We start from the raw sequence: 16,811 nt of genomic DNA on the forward strand, positions 1-16,811 counted from the left end.
TCATCCACATCATAAAAGAGTTCTGTTACATATACCTTAGCCTGTGTTACACAGAACCAATAAATAAACTAGGAGAGCCGCAATAAGTCAGCACCAATTGATGCATAGCCCGCGTTACAGCCACATAAAGCATGCAACGATCCAGCTCCGAACAATAATTATCGCGATTCACCTGCGGTACTATTACCTCATCAAACTCCAACCCTTTTGACATGTGTGCCGAGGTAACCATTACTCCCCGCACAAAAGCCGAACTCTGACTGGAAATAAAATGCACCTCCAAACCGCAGTTCTTCAAGTGCTGTGACAGTTCGAAAGCCATTGCTTCCGTCTTACAAATAATTCCCAGCGATTGATATTCACTTTCCTGAAAAGAAGCAATTAAATCAATAAGGCCTGCCCTCTCACTTGCTGCACTTTTAAAGTCTGTAACCCGGGGAGGAGTTCCGTGACGTTCAACGGGAACCAAATCTTTATTGCTGCGTATCCGCTGAGAGAAGCTCATAATTTCATAAGTAGAGCGGTAACTCCTGCCAAGTTTCACCACATCGCCGGCAGCCAGAGTCCTTTGAATCATATCTGCCGTAGAAGAACCGTAGGGGTTAACTGACTGACCGGCATCGCCCAACACCGTCTTTCTGCACGGATAAAGTTTTTGAATGATTCGATACTGAACGGGAGAATAATCTTGCATCTCATCAATCAACAGATGCTTCACCACGGCTGATGGCCTGCACCCTTCCAATGCCAGATGAAGATACGCCAACGGGGCCAGATCAGCATATTCAAGTACTCGGTTTCTTCCCATTTTAAACATTTCGGGAGCACCCATCCAATCATAAAAAGCCTTGTAAACGTCCAGGTCATTATTTCCGGTAAACATTTTTTTCACCTTCTTCCTGAGTTCCGTTCGCTGAGAAGCCGTAACGGTAACACCGTATTGCAAGCGTGACATTTCCAGTATATAATCAGTCATCGCCTCAAACCGCAGCCTCATCGGATAGCGGTTAAAACGACGAAACTGTTCCGCAATAAATTCAGCCGGAACGGTTAAATGATTCGTCAGCCGCACATCTTCGGCTTGAAAGAAACTCTTTTCCATAAAAAGAATAAACCGATCGAGCTGATTCGTGAAATCGGCTGCTGCCTTATACCTGATACGCTCCGCGAATGCCGAATCTTTATGCACGAGCAACTCATCAACTTGTTGAAAGAAAGTCTGGTACTTATATTTATGATTTAAAACATCCAGCATGATTTGCTCCATTGTGGTTTGTGGCACTGTTTCCTCTCCCAATTCGGGAAGTACAGTTGAAATGTAATCGGCAAAAACTTTGTTGGGCGAAACAATCAGTATGTTAGCCGATGCCAGATTCTCTTTCATAGCATAGAGCAGGTAAGCCATGCGATGCAGAGCAATGGACGTTTTGCCCGAACCCGGCACACCCTGAATGATTAATGTGTGAGCCTCCTCGTTACGAATAATTCCATTTTGTTCGCGCTGAATGGTTGCAACGATGTTCTTCATTTTATCATCGGCGTTGCTGCTGAGCTCTTTTTGAAGCACCTCATCGCGAATGGTCAGCGAACTTTCAATCATAAACTCCATCTGTCCCCTGCGAATGCGATACTGTCTTTTCAAAGAAACACGCCCCCTCACCTCTCCTTGCGGAGAAACATAAGACGCACTGCCCAACTCATCATCATAAAACATGCCCGACACCGGTGCCCGCCAGTCGTAAATCAGATTCTTTTGGGTTCGCGAATCATAGAACGAATGTACACCTATATATATAGGTAGCTTTTGGGCCGAAAGATTTTCTTCGCAGAAATCAATGCGGCCAAAATAAGGCACATCCAGTATCTTGCTTAAACGCTTCCGTTTGTCGATAACACTTTCGCCCACTGCCAAATGATTCAGTATACTCTCGCGCATCGAACGAATTTCATGCGGATCAATGTCTTTGTTCGACCACAAATACTCTTTGTATTCCTGCAAGGTATCTACATGCTCCTTCACCGAAACATTCGTTTCGTTCATCAGGCTCTTCAATAAACCTGTAATCTGTTTCAGGTATTCTTTTTCTTGTTCTTCCGTTTTGTTGAATATCATCTTTGTTAGGACTAATTATGTGAAAATAAAACCAACGAAGTGGCAAAATTAAGTCATCTCATTGAGGTAAGAAATGGCTATTTATAGCTATATATTCAGATGATTTTGTAACTTTAGCCCATCAAAAAAATAGGAACAATGGATCTTCTTTCAATTGCCGACCAAAACCAACAGCTTGCATTTAATCTGCTACAGGAAGCTCAACTAATAGAAGCATGGCAGAAAATAGGTGCGACCATTCACATAGTAGGTTCTTTGAAATCGGGGTTAATGATGAAAAACCTGGATATTGATCTTCATATCTATACCGAAAAGCTTCAAGTAGCAGAGAGTTTCTCGGTGATGCAAGAGTTAGCGGAGCGGCTTTGCCTGACAGATATTCAGTACAAAAACCTCATTGATACGGAAGAGGAGTGCATAGAATGGCACGCTTCGTACAAAGACAAAGAGATGAATGTGTGGAAGTTCGACATGATTCACATTCGCAAAGGCTCTAAATACGACGGGGTGGTTGAAAGAGTGACGGATGCCGTTGCAAGCAAACTAACGCCAGAGCTTCGTCGCATCATTCTTCAAATTAAGTTTGATGTACCCCGGGGAACAATCATTCCGGGAATAGAAATCTATCAGGCCGTGTTCACCGGGAAAGTTAAAAGCTACGCCGAACTGGAGCAATGGCGAAACAACCATCCGTTAACCAACAGTCTGGACTGGATGCCCTGATAACTGCTAAATAATGCCCAGCCGACGGGCCGTGTTGACGGCCTCCATCACGTGATCTGCATTTAGTTTCTCCAAAATGTTTTTGCGGTGGTTATTTACCGTATGAATGCTAATGTTGAGTTTGCAAGCAATCTCTTTGCTCAGAAGACCTTCGCGAATGAACAGAAGCACTTCCCGTTCCCGGTTGGTTAACCGTTGGTAGACACCGGTCGAGTCAATAGCCAGCACCTCCCCCGTTCGTCGGTTTACCACCGTCCGTTTCACCCTATCGGTAAGCAACTGATCGGGCGCTATGTCCATTATGCCCATCACAATCCACGCCTTGCCGTTCTTGTCTTGCTCAAGAACTTGTTGCCGACTCACCACATTTACATACTGCCCTCTGGCATTGAGCATGCGCATCTGAAAAATCTGCCGGTAGTCATTTCGGTATTCCGGCGAAAGCGAATAAATAAATTGCCCGTGCTCCACCTGATAGTCAAGCAATTGCGCCCGGTCGTCAGGGTGAATTCTTTCCTCCAGCAAGTCACCTTCGTGCCGGATGTTGCTGATGCATTGCGGATCGTATCCAAAGAGCTGCGAAAAGTTATCGGACGCAAAGTCATATCTTCCTTTAAAAACATCAACCGTAAAAATGCAACTTTTACTCATTTGTGCAAATGATTGAATCACCTCTCTCCTGGCGTTCCAAAAGTCATAATCCACATCGAGACTGCTAATGCGCTGCCTCGACCATAATTCTTGGGGAGTTGGGTTCTTTACACTCATTGTCGGTACCATATTCTTTTTATATTTCTGACTTTTATTCTTGGCAACAGTGTCAAATCACTATTAAACATTTATTGCAAAACTACATCATTTGATTGAAAAAAAACTATCTTTGGACGTCAAAAACAAAGAATCATCTTTATGGAAACACAAATGTTATTAAGTGATCCCGATATATTTCCTTCCGAGGAAGTATTGCGAAACGCTTTAGGCGAAACAAATTACAATTTATTTCAGGGATTCGTTCAAAACATCACCTCTCCAACTGAGGGCTTAGCCATGGAATGGCGATACTATAACGACGGAAAAGCATGGCTTTGCAAGGTGGTTAACAAGAAGAAGACCGTTTTTTGGCTTTCCATTTGGGAACACTATTTCAAAACCAGCTTTTATTTCACCGAAAAACACTTGGAAAGTATCGATGCGCTAAGTATTGCCGACTCTCTCAAACAGCAACTGGCACAAGCCAAAAGCATAGGGAAATTAATTCCTCTGATTATTGATGTGCATAACGATGAAGCAATGACCAATTTACTGACCTTGGTTCATTTCAAGAAGAGCTTAAAATAAATCGATAATTCTTTCTTATTTTTGTCTACCGGCACGAACCAGTTCCACGGCTTCTTTACCCGTTAGGTGTTCTATGTCGAGTTTGATCACGCACATGTGATGAAATCCTTTTTCTATCTCCTTCAAACGCCCTTCTTCCTGCGCCGGAGAATATTTTTCGGCCAGTAGTTCAATGGCTGTTCGTTTTTCAACATCGTCATTCACCATGCTTATTTTTCCAAAGGCAATGGCGCTTCTGAAATAAGTAGTGTACTCTTCGGGCACAATCTGGTCTTGCTCAATGACACAAAAAGAGGCTTTGCTGTTTTGAGCAATGGCATCGACCTTGTGACCGGCCAACGCACTGTGAAAGTATAGGGTATTTTCGTGATACACATAGCTAATGGGCACTGCATACGGGTAATCGTTATCACCCAAGAGTGCCAGCACTCCGGATGTCATGCGGTTTAGTACGGCTATTGTGTCGGCAGTCGACAACAACTGTTTCTTACGGCGCATCTCTCTGAACATATATTCTATATTTTAAAATGAAACAATCTTTAGATTAACCATCTGATTTAAATTCCCGGCAAAGATACAATCTCTTCTTTTACCCTGCACTTCCTATTTAAAAATAAAGCATTCCCTACTCTCTCTTTTAGCACAAACTAAGTTGATTGCTCCTTATAATTAGTTCGTCACAGGTATGGAAACCATTCGTCACAGCATGCGGTGCCGTATGTCCCCGCTAGCGGTGCCATTCGTCACGGGTAGCGGGGACGAACTGTCAATAAAGGAGAAATCACTTAGTTTGCATGAGAAAATGAATAAGCACAGCGTCAACGAAGAGATAAAGTGTCTGATGGGATAAAAAAAAGGCAGGATGTTACATGTACAAACATATCCGTATCATTCAAAAGGGGTTTATGAATCACAAAGAACCTATATTTGTTCCAGTGAACCATAAACATAATATTTTATGAAACGAATCAACTTATTTCTAGTCAATGCCATACTCATATTGATGAGTTGCAGTGCACAAAACAGTCTTCCTGTATTTAAAAACACAGGCAATCCTTTAATTAAAAACAAATTTACGGCAGATCCTGCCCCGATGGTACACAACGGGCGACTCTATTTATACGTAGGGCACGATGAGTATAGGGATGGACAAGATACGGCCTCGGGCGGACAGGAGTTTAACATTACCGAATGGCTTTGTTATTCAACAGACGATATGCAAAACTGGACGGACCACGGATCGGTTTTGAAGCCGACAGATTTTAAGTGGGCAGTGGGCGAAGCTTGGGCGTCGCAGGTAGTGGAGAGAAACGGTAAGTTCTATTATTATACAACCGTTCAGGCAGGTGCTCCTTATAACAGTAAAACGGTTGGAGTTGCGGTGAGCGATAGCCCTACCGGTCCTTTTGTTGATGCCATTGGCAAGCCTTTGGTGACCGATGATATGACTTCAAACGGTGCACGCGGCTGGTGGAATGACATCGATCCTACCGTACTGATTGATGATGACGGGCAAGCGTGGTTATGCTGGGGCAACGGAACTTGTTTTCTTGCCAAATTAAAAAGCAACATGATTGAGCTGGATGGTGATATTGAGGTGATTAATGTGCCCAGATATGTTGAGGGACCGTGGTTGCACAAACGTGGCGACATGTATTACCTCACTTACGCTTCAATGGGAAAAGGCAAGGAAACCATTGCTTATGCTACGGCTTCTTCCATGAAAGGCCCGTGGACTCCACAAGGTGAGCTGACCGGAATGGCTGAAAACAGCTTTACAATTCACCCGGGAATCATTGAATTTAATAAGAAATGGTATTTGTTTTATCACAATGCTACGTTGACCATTAACGGACGTGCCGGAGCAATAGGAAGGCGCAGTGTGTGTGTGGATGAATTGCAGTATGCACCCGATGGTAAGATGATTTATGTAAATCAAACCAAAGAGGGTGTAGCCAAGAAGTAACGATCACTATTTGTTATATATAGATTAAGAGGTGGGCAAATGCTCACCTCTTAATGCATAAACTCATTGGGGGAAAATAATGCGGTAGTTTCCACTCAAATGCATGAAAGCAAACAAACGTAACAAACCATCGTAGTAGGCATCAAAATACCCGTCTTCGTAAGGTTCATGTTTAGCATTCCATAACTTATCAACAAACTCATAACTCTTTGTGTGCGTAGTAACCAGCGAAGCTGCTGCGGCAGTGGCAACCAGTCCCAGAGAATGTCTTAACTGTTTATACCCTCCTGCGTCTAGTATTTCTGCAACAGTTGTCCCATCTACATTGTATTGATCTACAAATGTATCAATACCTTGACTGTACAAGAAGTTTTGAATTTTATTGCCGTAACCCTGCTGCCATTCTTTATCTGCACAAGCCCACGAATAATCCAAGGCGATGTTCATCGGAACACGCCACGAGTCAAAGCGGAAAGCATCGCCTATAATTCCGCGTTTCATGTTAAGAAGGCTGCCATCGTAGTTATTGTAATCGGGATTGAGTCCCGTTACCGGATGAATACTTTTATGCAAATATTCTCGGCTACGCGCAGCACATTCTCTCCAGAAGTCGGCTCTTCCGTCGTTTGCCCAGCGGGCCCACACTTCATAAAAGGCAGGAACGTGATAAGAAGGGTCGGTAAATCGTCCTCCAAAGGTATCGGGAACAAAGGTTATTAACTTGTGCTCCATATTAATAAGAGGCATAACCCGATTGGTTCCGTCTTTCTTCATGGAACAGTTGAGGATGTGTTGTGCCTCTCCTAGGTAATTAATGTCCGAGTCATTGCCCCAACTGTTGGAAGCGAAAATCAACGAAGTGACGTAATATAACTCGCCATCGGAAGCCGGTCCCTGAGCATTACGCGTACCGTCGGTCTTGCAACTCCAGGCGAAATAGCCTTCGAGCGGACCTTCTTGGTGTTGCATATATTTTTTGCACCAACGCCACAAACGATCAAAAATATCTTTTCGGTTAAACTGTACGGCAATCATCAATCCGTAAGACATACCTTCGGTGCGCACATCGTGGTTTTTTATATCACTGACGTAGGCCATTGAATCATTTGTCTCAAAATAAACTTTATTGGGCCCGTAAAAGAGGTCATTGAATATCGACTTTAATTTGGCATCAATATCGGCTTGTGTGTATCCGGCCTCAGCAAATAAATTTCGGTATTTACGGGTTTCGAAGGCTCCCTGCTCCCAAGGTTTTATGGAAGCCCTGCTTTGTACGGCAAACTCACCGGCGTTTTGACCAAAGCGCATCCAGTCTATTTCAACTTGTCCTTCTCCTTTCAAACTGACTGATAAGTCGTGCACGTTTCGTAAAGCAAGTTTTAGATCATACTCCTTTTCAATCCATCCGTCGGACTTCGGAACAACCAGACTGGCAAGCAATTTGGCAGCTTTATCTGCCGTTCTTATTTCAACCATCCCCCCGGTAGAGGAGTTTACTCTCATTTGCATTTTTCGATAGCCACCGTCGCCAAAATCGACTCTGTTATATCGCAACCAAGCTCCGGACTTAGTAAAGACGGCTTTCCATCCTTCAAATTTATTGTTTTCATCAACGAAAGCAATCGCTGCACCCTGGTTGCTGATTTGACTATACCTGTCTAATTGAATTTTACTGCTTGCAGTCGTGAGTCCCACTCCGCGTAAAGTAGGCACTATCTTCTTGATCGTTCCGTCTGCGTTGAAAGAAAGAGAATCAACGCGTACGGATCTATTCTTATCAAAAGCAGGAGAATAATCGTTGTGATGGTAAAACAAATACCATTGTTTGTTGTATTCTACTAAAGAATGATGATTGGTCCAGCAGCCCGTGGCCGACTGATCCATGATCAGCCCTTTGAATTCAAACGGTCCCATCGGACTGTCGCCCATGGCATAGGCCAACGTCTCGGTTTTATCTTGCACCCACGGGAAAGTGAAATAATACTTTCCGTTTCTTTCAAAGGCAAAAGGGCCTTCCATAAAACCTTCGGGCAAATTTTTAATCTGTACAGGTTCCGAAGCCAGTTCTGTCATGTTGCTCTTCAAGCGCGCAACATACATTCCTCTTCCTGACCAATAAATATAAGCCTCACCATTTTTATCAATCAGCACGCATGGGTCTATGCCATTTATGCCTTTAATCGGTTCAGCCAATGGAGTAAAAGGACCGGTAGGTTTATCGGCAACGGCTACGCCAACTTTGAACCCTCGCTGATTTTCTCCTTTAGGAGACGCTGGAAAATAGAAATAATATTTACCGTTGGCAAAGACACAGTCAGGAGCCCACATGGAATATGACTCCGCATTCACCCAAGGAACATTTTCCTGACTAAGAATAACTCCGTGATCTTCCCAATCAACAAGATTGTTGGAAGAAAACACGTGATAATCTGCCATGCAAAACCATTCCTTTAACCGTTCAACGGGACTGGGAATGTCGTGCGACGGGTAAACATATACTTTTCCATCAAAAACTCTTGCCGTAGGGTCGGCCGAGAATTGATGCCGGATAATGGGATTCTGAGCTCCCGACAAATGAACCATCAGGCATAATAAAAAGGTTAACCAAATTTTTCTAGTATTCATATAGAAGGTTTTTTATTTAAATAAAAGCGGAGCAAACTGATAAAGGCTTTCACGCCACACAGGCCATGTATGTCCTCCATTGGTTTCATAATACGTATATTTGATGCCTATCTTGTCAAAACGTTCTCTCATGATCCGACAGTTTTCGTAAGCAATGTCTTCTTTCCCTCCCATGGATATCCAGAATTCTTTAAAACTAGCATTATACTCGTCCTTTTTTTCCTGAAGAAGTGAATAATATGTTTCCGTATCCATCTTCATTAAGCCGGGCATAGGAGCCTTCGCCCACCATCCGGAGCTAAAGACACCAACGTAAGCAAACAGTTCAGGATGAGGAATAGCGGTATTTAATGTGTGAATACCTCCCATTGAAAGTCCGGCTAAAGCACGATGAGAGCGATCTTTCTTCACGCGATAGTTTTCTTCTACAAAAGGAATACAATCATTTAAAAGTTCCGCCGTGAAGTCTTGAGAATTACCATCGCACATTACAATGACCATAGGAACTGCTTTCTGTTGAGCAATAAGGTTGTCGAGAATGATATCGGTACGGCCTTGCAACACCCATCCTCTTTCATCTTCACCGCCACCGTGTTGAAGATACAGCACCGGATATTCCTTTTCGCTCTTTTCGTAGCAGGGAGGAGTATAAACAAACATGCGTCTCCAGGCATTGGCCGTTTTAGAAAAATATCTCTTCATACGAACTTCGCCGTGAGGTACATCGGCCAGTTCATATTGAAGCACATCTTTGGCATAAGGTATTTCAATGCCACTGGTGTGCATACTGCAACCATAGAAAGACTCACTGGAAGGATCGGCCACACGTACGCCATCAACAATGAGAAAGTAATAATGAAAGCCCGGGCCTAACGGTTCAGTGGTACCCAACCACTCACCTTTTTCGTTACGAACCAAATCGTATTTTTTGCCCAAATCAATTTGCACCAATTTAGCGTCAGGGGCTACGACTTTAAACTGGGCACGATGATCCGGTGTAATCCGAGGGTATTGTGCACCTCTGACACAATACACTGAACGTACACTCCCTGAAGTATCACTGTCAGAAACAGGTTGAGCCATAGCAATCATGACCACCGAGAGAAACGTTACTAAAAGAATTAATCTTTTTTCCATACTTAATTTTGAGTTTGGTATAATTTATAAAATAGACTGCATAACTATTTGCCGCTATTGTTTAATAGATGATCTGCTGCATTCACCAAATAAATATAACTGGCCGCCAAATCGATAACGTATTCGTTTTCGCTCCATAAGAAAGGATAATCATCTCTGTTTTCAGGAAAGTCGGGCTTTACAATACGTATTCCGGGCACAACTCCACCGGGAATAAAGGAATAATCGGCCCGGTTATTGCCGTACGCCACTTTCTTGGGCTGCGCTCCAACACCCGACACAAACGAAAGATTATGAAAAGGATGACATCCGAAAAGATAATCAAGGCTTCGGTAAATCAAATCTGGTTTAACGATATCAGGATATAGCAGATGAAGTTGGTAAGTGATAATGGCTTCTTGAACAATTCCGTGATTTCCCGCCCAAGAGAAACGACTGATTTGAACTCCAAACGGGTTTTCTTTATTTTGTTCTGTCACTTGTTTGACATACGTTTGCACCATAGGTTCCACCTGTTTCTTTATCTGATTATCCAGAAAAGGTAATATTCTTGCAACAACAGAAACGTTTCTATCAAATTGCGTCAAAAGAATCGAGAACAGTTTTTGCATTCTGTTTTTATAGACAGTATCACCTACTGTACGCCAAAGCTCAAAAGCGGCTCTGCATTCCACGCTATTCATGAAATCAGCACTATTAAAACTCCGCCCACCAAATTCAATCTTTTCGGGAGTGGGACGTGAATGTTCGTCTTTCCAAATAAACTGAGCGACTCTGGAGGCTTCCATGCTTAATTGTGGATTATACTCTTTCAAACAACGGGCTGCAGCTGCCAAAGAAATAGCTGTACCGTAATTCAGATACGGATTTCTATTAGTAAATGCCCAACGATCATCAAAGGTACCGCTGGTTGATCCGTCGGTTTGCAAACTATCTAAATTAGCATTATATACCTTATTATCCGTTTTATTCACTGCATCACCCAAATGTCTGTACTGATACAAATGTGATTCGGTAATGCCGGGTATCGCATATCCTACAGCATTAACCTGTCCTATTAGTTGCAAGACTCCGTGTTCCAATTGCTGCAACAAATCAGGTTTACCATCGGGAACATGTATTTCTGTGTAACGGGTTTGTTGATTGATGCTTGTTTGATCACGAGAAACTCTAAAGTCTGAACAAAGATCTGCAAAAGTCTGAACAACAGATTGCTGAGAAGGTGTTTGGATGTCAAAGTCGCCCGCATCAAACCACCCTCCTACATTTAAACCTTCAATGTGTTCCAGCGGCTTATATTTATTGTCGGTAGTAGGTCCTTGGTGCCATCCATCCCAATGATTACGGTTAAGGGGTGCTTGCAAGGCATCGTCGAGATGTGGCGCTCCATGCCAGATTCGATAGGCTTCTCGAACACACATGTGATCCATTTGGACAGGAAAGAATACGTCTAACGTGGGGAACCATGCTTTTTGAAATACATTTTTTCCAATGGGAAAAGGAGCGGTACGCAGTTTATCATATTCCAAAACATAGATACCTGGTTCATTTATTGCAGTAAAATCAAATTGTTTATACTTATAACGGGTATAGATTCCCCAATCTGCAGGCATTGCTGATAATACCTTCGTCAGCCTTCCGTCGCTGCCTACTTTCAACAATGTTATTTCATGCAGTACTTCATCATTTTTATCCAGTTCAATTACAGCCATCTTCTTTTGAGCCGGATGATATCCCACCTGAGAATAAGCAACAAGGGGTTTGCGTATCCACTGGGTATCCGTTTCAGCCTGAATAAACCATTCGGCAATTTTTCCCGTCTTCTTTCCCGGAAGTAATGTTCGAACCACAAAATTTCCATTTTGTTGTTTGTTGCGTCCATCAAATAACATGAGGGTATTACCATCTGTTGTACGTATAGACACGTGTTTTTCAGGATCATCGGGCGCTATTTCTATTTTGCGACCGGTTGCTATCGGTTCCGGCTCCACAATTCCTTGAATAGTGGTCATGAAATCTGCCGGAGAAGTTGGAAACAAACCGTGTATGTCATCAAGTATGTATGAGTGTCCCCAAAACACTGGAGGCACAAATTCGAGATTAAGTCCGGCAATGCCACACAATTTATCAGGTAATGCTTTCTCCGTATATACGCTAAGATATAGGCCTCCATCCTTAGCTTCTGCAACCAATTTATAATCAAATGCATATTCCGGGTAGCTTAATGAAACCTCAATTCTCTTATTTTTTTGATCAACCTTACGATCAATGAATCGAGGCAGCTTATCCCATTGTCCGGGAGTGGGGTTCAATCGCACATCACCATTCGTTGCGGTACGAATTCCATGATGTATGATCTCAACAGCACTGATTTTCGAATCATCGAAAGTAGCATCATATATGTTACTGAAAACAAAATAGTTTAATCCACGCGTCTCAAAATAGTCAGAATCATTCACTATCAAGTGATTTTCCTTCATGTAGACTGTCTCTTTCTGAAATCCACTTAATACTATGTAACCAATAAATCCGATAGTAAAAAGACTTATTTGACATCTGTTGATCTTCATATTAGATTAAGTATTATATAACACAATTAGTTTACTGACCTATTGCTATGGCAATTTAAGTAAATGAATGGGCAGGAAATAAATGTGTTCTTCTTCCATTCTTTACAGCAACAATATTAGTGTACTGTTTCGACTTATCAGCCACATCATGTTACATAACCTTTTGAAGATGTTACAACATACGGTTTCTCTGTTACATTAGCGGAGACAATCCTTTTTTTATTTGAAAATATGCTTAATTTTGCAGTAACAAACAGTATTATCAATATGAGAAACACATTAAGTATCTTCTTTATTCTATTCTTTTCAATCACTACTTTTGGTCAGTCGTGCCAATTGTTCACCACGAATAGTAAATTGTCAAGCAGCTTGATCAACAAAATATATCAAGATAGAAATGGTATGATATGGATTGCCACCGAAGATGGACTGAATAAATACGATGGAGTCAAATTTACCGTTTACAAACACAAGAAGAATGACGAGCATTCACTCTGTCACAATTATGTTCGCACGCTGTTTGAAGACAGCAAAGGAAACCTGATTATCGGTACTTATACTGGTATTCAAATGTACGATCCGGCAACTGATCGTTTTACTCCGCAAGCCAGATGGGAAAACGGGGATCTGTTTGACAGCAACATTATTGCTATTTTAGAACGACAAAATGGAGAAATATGGGTATCAGGAAATATTTTATGTAAACTGATTATAAAGAAAGAAAAACTGGTTGTAAAAATGCTCAATTTGCCCATAGCCGCCACCTCAACTGATTATATGATTGAAGATAAAAAACGGAATATATGGATCACTAAAGGAGAAAATGGTATATACAAAATATCGGATAAGAAGAAAGTGACCCATTATTTAAAAAATGAGAAGGGAATAACTATCGTTGATTTCTGCGAAGATCTGAATGGCAATATATATGTAGGTACAATGGGTAAAGGGCTTTTTGTATATGATCAATCAAGTGATTCATTTAAACCCATTCCGTACAAAGGAAAACAGAACTTACCTATAAAATCATTATACCCGGACAACCAAAATGAGTTATACATAGGAACAGATGGGAAAGGAATGAAAGTGTATAACATTAAACAGCAGAAGATAACGGATGCACCATTTGACAATAGTTATTTTGATTCCAACAAATCAAAAGTACACTCTATTCTAAAAGACAATACCGGTAATTTCTGGCTCGCTATCTATCAAAAAGGGGTAATGATGATTCCCGCACAACCTAATAGTTTCAAGTACATTGGAAATAAGGCCATAGATAAAAATATCATCGGTTCAAATAGTGTCACGTCTCTTTGCCGTGACCATGAAGGTACCTTGTGGGTAGGGACAGACAATGATGGCATATATGGTATTACACAAGAACTAAAACAAAAAAAACATTTCTATCCGGCAGATACAGATAGTGAAGAGAATGTACCGTCTACTGTATTCGGACTCTATGAAGATTCCGAACGAAATATGTGGATAGGTTCTTTTACTAAAGGAATGTGCAGACTTGATCGTGAAACAGGCCGTTGCATTTATTTAAAAGAGCTACTGGATCAAGAAGGGAATAGAGTTCAACGTGTATATGATTTTGTTGAAGACAAAAATAAAAGGCTTTGGATAGCTACTATGGGAGCTGGTCTGTACTATTATGAGCTCAAAACGAATAAACTAAAGTATCCCGAAAAGGCCAACAAGAACAACAAATGGATTAATTGTTTGCTTTATTCTAAAGACAATAAACTCTACACAGGCACTTACGATGGTGTATATTGCATCAACTTAAACTCAGATGAGTTTATAACTAAAAAGGTGCTTACTCGTCGCATCGTATTTTCCATTTATGAAGATAAAAAAGGCATTATTTGGATAGGAACATCCGATGGATTATCTAGTTGGAATCCAAAGAATCAACAATTAGTAACATCTACCACAGAGAATGGGTTACCCAGCGATGCTGTTTATGCTATTGTTGGCGATGAACAAGATAATTTATGGATAAGTACAAATGCCGGCATTTCACAGTATAACCGAAGCAGCCATAAATTTATCAATTATTTTGTAGGTGATGGATTGCAGGGGAATGAATTTAGTAAGAACGCCTCATTCAAAGACGCTAATGGAATAATCTGGTTTGGAGGAACAGATGGCATTACCTATTTCAACCCTCAAGAGATTACTAACCCCGCCAAAAAGTGGAATATACGCATCACTGACTTCTATTTACATAATCAACCGGTAAGACAAGGTGTTTTATCCGGAGGAAGAGAAATTATTAATGAACCGGTATTTGAAGCCACAAGATTTGACCTTTCGCACAATGATAATTCATTCACTATAGAATTCTCTACACTAGAAATGAATAATCCCGAGCGTATAACTTATTTATATGCAATGAATGATAACAATTGGGTTAGTTTACCAATTGGTAATAATAGAGTCTCATTCAGTAATCTGTCGCCAGGAACCTATCACTTCAAGGTGAAAGTACAAGATTACATGGTCGATTCAGACGTAAAAGAAATCACAATATATATTCATCCGGCTTGGTGGGCTTCTTGGTGGGCCAAACTCATTTATGCATTGTTGACGGGCGGAACAATCTGGTTTATTATATTGCAAGCCAAACATCGATACCGAACCAAACAAGAAATGCTACAACACATCCATGCAGAGCAAATCAACGAAGCCAAATTGCAATTTTTCATGAATATTTCACATGAAATTCGCACGCCAATGTCCCTTATTATTAGTCCTCTTCAGAAACTAATCTCTACTGACGGCGATCCTTCAAGACAGAAAACATATCATACGATTTATAGAAATGCGGAACGCATTCTTCGACTCATCAATCAGTTAATGGATATCCGTAAAATTGATAAAGGACAAATGTCTCTTATGTTTCGAGAAATAGATATGGTGGCATTCATTCAGGAGCTATGCAATACTTTTGCTGGGCAAACAGTCAACAAACATATCTCATTGACCTTTCATCATGAAAATTTCAATACATTTGGTTTATGGATTGATCCTACAAACTTTGATAAAGTGATCTTAAACATTCTTTCAAATGCCTTTAAATTTACTCCGGAAGGTGGACGTGTTGATATATACCTCAAATCTGGCCATAGCGAAGATACAGAAACTACTTTAAGCAATTATGCCGAAATTATAATTGCCGACACAGGTATCGGAATTGCACCAGAAGAAATTGAGCACATATTTGAACGGTTCTATCAAATACGCAATCATTTAAATAACTCAAACATAGGCACAGGTATTGGCCTGCACCTTACTCGCTCATTAGTTGAATTACATCACGGACATATTCACGCCGAAAACAATCCGGAAGGTATTGGTAGCCGCTTTGTCATTCGCCTGCCTATGGGTTACAGTCATTTAAAACAGGAAGAGCTAGATAATTCTACTGATAATGAGCTCGCATATACACCTGCAGAAACAATACCAGCTATAGAAGAGAGTGGAGATGAAGAAGAACTCAAAGTTCGCAAAAAAACAAAATATCGCGTATTGATAGTAGAAGATGATGAAGAAATTCGCAGATACATTAAGCAAGAACTTTTTGCCGATTATCACATATTGGAAAGCTGTAATGGAAAAGAAGCTTTGGATACGCTTTTCAAACGCAAACCGGATGTAGTCATCAGTGATATAATGATGCCCGAAATGGACGGTTTGACACTATGCAAGAAAATAAAACAGAATGTAAATTTAAACCATATTCCCATTATCTTGCTGACTGCAAAAACAAGAGAAGAAGATAATATTGAAGGCTTGGAAGTTGGTGCAGATGCTTATCTGACTAAACCTTTCCATATTGAAATTCTCAGAAAAACAGTACAAAACCTGATCAATAGCCGAGAAAGATTGCGCAATACTTTCAGTGGTAATCAAGATCACGAAGATAAGATGGAGGAGATTAAGTTACAGTCTCCCGACGAAAAATTGATGGAGCGTGTTATGAATGCGATTAATAAGAACTTAAGTAATCCTAATCTAACAGTAGAATTAATTGCAAGTGAGATTGGCATAAGTAGAGTACATTTGCATCGTAAACTCAAAGAGCTTACCAATCAGACTACTAGAGATTTCATTCGCAATACCCGCTTAAAGCAAGCTGCCATTTTACTTACTCAAAAGCGTTATACAATGGCAGAAATATCTGACTTAACAGGTTTTGCGAATCCTACTATTTTCTCAACTGCTTTTAAAGAGCTTTACGGTGTTCCTCCAACAAAATATATGGAAGAACACCTGAAATAGAAAAACCTGCACGATCTTCACAGACAGTGCAGGCCAAGTATAAAAA

10 protein-coding genes and 1 pseudogene are annotated in these 16,811 nt (G+C 41.1%); 4 read left to right on the top strand and 7 right to left on the bottom strand.

Annotated features, from left to right (window positions below):
* Positions 1-46: 46 nt before the first annotated feature.
* Positions 47-2,113, bottom strand: a complete 2,067-nt coding sequence (locus tag ACKPCE_RS14935; RefSeq protein ID WP_319505763.1) for a HelD family protein — start codon at positions 2,111-2,113, stop codon at positions 47-49.
* A 138-nt stretch (positions 2,114-2,251) separates the two neighbouring features.
* Here ACKPCE_RS14935 and ACKPCE_RS14940 point away from each other — a divergent pair, with 138 nt between their 5' ends.
* Entirely contained in the window at positions 2,252-2,836 is a 585-nt protein-coding gene (locus tag ACKPCE_RS14940) for a nucleotidyltransferase domain-containing protein (RefSeq protein WP_319505764.1), read from the top strand.
* 6 nt (positions 2,837-2,842) lie between these two features.
* Here the strand turns inward: ACKPCE_RS14940 and ACKPCE_RS14945 are convergent, their stop codons facing one another.
* Positions 2,843-3,604 (bottom strand): helix-turn-helix transcriptional regulator, encoded by a 762-nt coding sequence (locus ACKPCE_RS14945; RefSeq protein ID WP_319505765.1) that lies wholly within the window; start codon positions 3,602-3,604, stop codon positions 2,843-2,845.
* Positions 3,605-3,745: 141 nt separating this feature from the next.
* On the opposite strand from ACKPCE_RS14945, the gene ACKPCE_RS14950 reads away from it, so the two are divergent.
* Positions 3,746-4,174, top strand: coding sequence for a DUF3788 family protein (locus tag ACKPCE_RS14950; RefSeq protein WP_319505766.1), 429 nt, complete (start codon positions 3,746-3,748; stop codon positions 4,172-4,174).
* A gap of 15 nt (positions 4,175-4,189) precedes the next feature.
* Here ACKPCE_RS14950 and ACKPCE_RS14955 read toward each other — a convergent pair whose 3' ends face one another.
* The gene (locus tag ACKPCE_RS14955; protein WP_319505767.1) at positions 4,190-4,684 is read right to left on the bottom strand and encodes a pyridoxamine 5'-phosphate oxidase family protein; all 495 of its coding nucleotides are present in this window, start codon (positions 4,682-4,684) and stop codon (positions 4,190-4,192) included.
* 493 nt (positions 4,685-5,177) lie between these two features.
* On the opposite strand from ACKPCE_RS14955, the gene ACKPCE_RS14960 reads away from it, so the two are divergent.
* Complete coding sequence (locus ACKPCE_RS14960) at positions 5,178-6,140, top strand: glycoside hydrolase family 43 protein (protein WP_229097888.1); 963 nt, start codon at positions 5,178-5,180, stop codon at positions 6,138-6,140.
* 63 nt (positions 6,141-6,203) lie between these two features.
* Here the strand turns inward: ACKPCE_RS14960 and ACKPCE_RS15730 are convergent, their stop codons facing one another.
* The 4 genes and pseudogenes from ACKPCE_RS15730 to ACKPCE_RS14975 all read right to left on the bottom strand — a co-directional run bounded on the left by ACKPCE_RS15730 (position 6,204) and on the right by ACKPCE_RS14975 (position 12,472).
* A complete protein-coding gene (locus tag ACKPCE_RS15730; protein ID WP_462676497.1) occupies positions 6,204-7,448 on the bottom strand; it encodes a family 8 glycosyl hydrolase in 1,245 nt (414 codons plus the stop codon).
* Positions 7,449-8,765: pseudogene (locus ACKPCE_RS15735) on the bottom strand (family 43 glycosylhydrolase); the annotation flags it as partial.
* Between the two features lie 12 nt (positions 8,766-8,777).
* Complete coding sequence (locus tag ACKPCE_RS14970; RefSeq protein ID WP_319505769.1) at positions 8,778-9,902, bottom strand: alpha/beta hydrolase-fold protein; 1,125 nt, start codon at positions 9,900-9,902, stop codon at positions 8,778-8,780.
* A 44-nt stretch (positions 9,903-9,946) separates the two neighbouring features.
* Positions 9,947-12,472, bottom strand: a complete 2,526-nt coding sequence (locus ACKPCE_RS14975) for a glycoside hydrolase family 9 protein (protein WP_319505770.1) — start codon at positions 12,470-12,472, stop codon at positions 9,947-9,949.
* Between the two features lie 267 nt (positions 12,473-12,739).
* Here ACKPCE_RS14975 and ACKPCE_RS14980 point away from each other — a divergent pair, with 267 nt between their 5' ends.
* The gene (locus ACKPCE_RS14980; protein WP_319505771.1) at positions 12,740-16,765 is read left to right on the top strand and encodes a hybrid sensor histidine kinase/response regulator transcription factor; all 4,026 of its coding nucleotides are present in this window, start codon (positions 12,740-12,742) and stop codon (positions 16,763-16,765) included.
* Positions 16,766-16,811: the final 46 nt, after the last annotated feature.

Source organism: Bacteroides graminisolvens (assembly GCF_963666085.1).
GTDB lineage: Bacteria > Bacteroidota > Bacteroidia > Bacteroidales > Bacteroidaceae > Bacteroides > Bacteroides graminisolvens.